The sequence below is a fragment of the Streptomyces javensis genome (genome assembly GCF_039525925.1).
In the GTDB taxonomy this organism is placed as follows: Bacteria; Actinomycetota; Actinomycetes; order Streptomycetales; family Streptomycetaceae; genus Streptomyces; species Streptomyces asiaticus.
The window spans coordinates 1-3,793 of record NZ_BAAAIF010000195.1 but is presented as its reverse complement, the minus strand read 5'-3'; the positions used below and the strand labels follow the sequence as shown (position 1 = coordinate 3,793).

Sequence of the window (3,793 nt, the reverse complement as noted above, 5' to 3'; positions counted from 1 at the left end):
GATGAGGTGTTCGCGGAGGTGGCGCTCGCGGAGGAGCAGCGGGCTGAGGCGGGTCGCTTCGGTCTGCATCCGGCTCTCCTCGACGCCGCCCTGCATACCGCGGCATTGGGAGGGGACGACTCGGAACAGGACCCGGCCCGCCCCGGCCCCGGACTACCGTTCGTCTGGAGCGGTGTGTCCCTCTACGCAACGGGCGCGGACACCCTGCGCGTACGGCTCGCTCCCGCCGGACCGGATGCGGTCTCGCTCCTCGTCGCCGACACCACCGGGGCGCCGGTGGCCTCGGTGGCGTCGCTGGTGACCCGTACGGTGACCCCTGAGCAGCTTCGGGCAACGCGGAACGTGACGCATGAGGCGCTGTTCCACACCACATGGCGTGAGGTTCCCACCCAGTATGAAGCTCCCGCGAACACGGGGCGGTGGGCGTTGCTCGGGAGAGTGGCGCCGCACCTTGACGCCTTGAGCGGGGCGGATGACACCACGTATCCGGAACTGGCGGATCTGAGCCAGGCCATGAACGACGGTACGGCCGCCCCCGACACCGTTCTGGTGTCCTTCGAGGCCGACTCCGGAGCCCGAACCGGCGACCCGGCCGAGGTACGGGGGATGGCCCACCGCGCACTGGGCGTGATGCGGGAGTGGTTGAGGGAGGAGCGGTTTGCCGGTTCGCGGTTGGTGGTGGTGACGCGGGGTGCGATGGCGGCCGTAGCGGGTGAGGATGTGCCGGATGTGCTGGATGTGGCGGCGGCCGCGGTATGGGGTCTGGTGCGGTCGGCGCAGGCTGAGCATCCGGATCGGTTCGTCCTGGTGGACGTGGATGACGTACCGGTGTCGTCCGACGTGCTCCAGGCGGTGCTGTCGTGTGCGGAACCTCAGGTGGCCGTCCGTTCGGGAAAGGTCCTGGCGCCTCGGCTGGCACGTGCCGCCGCTCCTGCGGATTCTGCTGGGGGAGTTGGGTCGGGCTTTGCCTGGGATCCCGACGGCACGGTCCTGTTGACCGGTGCCACCGGCACGCTGGGTGGTTTGGTGGCGCGGCATTTGGTGGCCGAGCGTGGTGTGCGGCATCTGGTGTTGCTCTCCCGGCGGGGCCGGGAGGCTGCTGGTGCGGTGGAGTTGGAGGCCGAGCTGGCGGAGTTGGGTGCGTCGGTGACCGTGGTGGCCTGCGATGTCGCCGACCGTGAGGCGCTGGCGGGCGTGCTGGCGCGCATTCCGGCGGATCGTCCGTTGCGTGGTGTGGTGCACGCGGCCGGTGTGCTGGACGACGGCGTCATCGAAACCCTGACTCCCGAGCGTGTCGACAAGGTGCTGCGCCCCAAGGTCGACGCCGCCTTCCACCTGCACGAGCTGACCCGCGATATGGACCTGGCGGCCTTCGTGGTGTTCTCCTCCGCGGCCGGCACGTTCGGCGGCGCCGGACAGGGCAACTACGCCGCGGCGAACGCTTACGTCGATGCCCTGGCGGCCCACCGACGCGCCCTCGGCCTGCCCGCCGTCTCGCTGGCCTGGGGGTTCTGGGCCGAGCGCAGTGGAATGACGGGCCACCTGGCCGACGAGGACGTACGGCGCATGCGGCGCGGCGGCATCGATCCGCTGACGTCGGAAGAGGGCCTTGAACTGTTCGACGTTTCCGGGACCATGGCGCAGCCCGTCCTGCTGCCCATACGCCTGGACCTCCCGGCGCTCCGCGCCCAGGCGGCGTCGGGTGCGATGCCCGCCCTGTTCCGCGATCTGCTGTCCATTCCCGCACGCCGCACGGTGCGGCCGTCCAGCGATGGCGCGGGCGGCGAGTCGGAACTGTGGCGACGGCTTGCGCCCCTGTCGGCGGACGAACAGGACGAAGCCCTGCTCAACCTGGTGTGTACGCATGTCGCCGAGGTGCTCGGACACGCGGGGGCGGACTCCATCGAGGTGGGGCGTGCGTTCAAGGAGCTCGGGTTCGACTCGCTGACCGCCGTCGAGCTGCGCAACCGGCTGAACACGGCCACCGGGCTGCGACTGCCCGCCACCCTCGTCTTCGACTACCCCACCCCCGTGGTGATCGCCCGCCATCTGCGCTCCGAGCTGGCCGAGGCGTACCAGGGCGCCACCCTGTCGGTCTCGCCGTCCGGCGCCGCCGGTACGGGCACGCTCACCACCCATGACGAGCCCATCGCGATCGTGGCGATGAGCTGCCGCTTCCCCGGCGGGGTGCGGACGCCGGAGCAGCTGTGGCAGCTCCTGGAGCGCGGTACGGACGCCATCTCCGCCTTCCCGGACGACCGCGGCTGGGATGTGGAGGGGCTGTACGACCCGGACCCGGACGCCGCTGGGAAGAGCTATGCGCGCGAGGGCGGCTTCCTCTACGACGCGGGCGACTTCGATCCGGCGTTCTTCGGAATCTCGCCGCGTGAGGCGCTGGCGATGGATCCGCAGCAGCGGCTGCTGCTGGAGACGTCGTGGGAGGCGCTGGAGCGGGCCGGTATCGACCCGGCGACCCTGCGTGGCACCCAGACCGGGGTCTTCGCCGGTGTGATGCACCACGACTACGGGCTGTTGCAGGGACCGGGCGGTGGCCCCGGTGCCCCCAGCGCGGGCAGCATCGTCTCGGGCCGGGTCTCCTATACCTTTGGCTTCGAGGGCCCGGCGGTCACGGTGGACACCGCTTGTTCCTCGTCGCTGGTGGCCTTGCACCTGGCGACGCAGGCGCTGCGGCGGGGCGAGTGCTCACTCGCGCTCGCGGGCGGTGTGACGGTGATGTCGACACCGGGGCTGTTCGTGGAGTTCAGCTGGCAGCGCGGGCTGTCGGCGGACGGGCGGTGCAGGGCCTTCGCGGGAGCGGCGGACGGCACCGGTTTCTCCGAGGGCGCGGGGGTGCTGCTGCTGGAGCGGCTGTCGGACGCGCGGCGAAACGGGCACCGGGTGCTGGCGGTGGTGCGTGGTTCCGCGGTGAATCAGGACGGTGCGAGCAATGGGCTGCCGGCGCCGAACGGTCCGTCGCAGCAGCGGGTGATCCGGGCCGCGTTGGAGAGTGCTCGGTTGTCGGCCGCCGAGGTGGACGCGGTGGAGGCGCACGGTACGGGTACCAGGCTTGGTGACCCGATCGAGGCGCAGGCGTTGCTGGCGACGTACGGGCAGGAGCGTGGCGCCGAGGAGCGACCGCTGTGGCTGGGCGCGATCAAGTCGAACATCGGCCATACGCAGGCGGCTGCCGGTGTCGCGGGTGTGATGAAGATGGTGCTGGCGATGCGGCACGGTGTGCTGCCGAAGACGCTGCACGTCGATGAGCCGTCGCCGCATGTGGATTGGTCGGCGGGTGCGGTGGAGTTGTTGACGGATGCGGTGGAGTGGCCGGAGACGGATCGTCCGCGGCGCGCGGGTGTGTCGTCGTTCGGCATCAGCGGCACCAACGCGCACGTCATTCTGGAGCAGGCGCCCATGGCGCTGCCGGATGCCGAAACCGTGGACGAGCCGCAGGCGTTGAAGTCCTCGGTGGTGCCGTGGGTGGTCTCGGGACGGTCCGAACCCGCGCTGCGGGCGCAGGCGAGTCGGTTGGCCTCGTTCGCGGGGGAGCGATCGGAGCTGCCGCTCGTGGATGTGGCGCTGTCGTTGGCGACGACGCGTAGTGCGTTTGAGCATCGTGCGGTGGTGCTGGCCGCTGACCGGGCCGGTCTTGTCGGGGGTTTGGAGGCGCTGTCGATCAGCGATCCGGCGCCGGGGGTGGTCCAGGGCTCTGTGGTGTCGGGCAAGTTGGCGGTGTTGTTCTCGGGGCAGGGCAGTCAGCGGGTCGGGATGGGGCTGGGGCTGTGTGAGGCGT

1 protein-coding gene is annotated in these 3,793 nt (G+C 70.9%); it reads left to right on the top strand.

The window, feature by feature from the left end; genetic code table 11:
• Positions 1-3,793: type I polyketide synthase (locus tag ABD329_RS47440; protein WP_344318220.1), on the top strand; the 3,793-nt coding region annotated here is incomplete at both ends.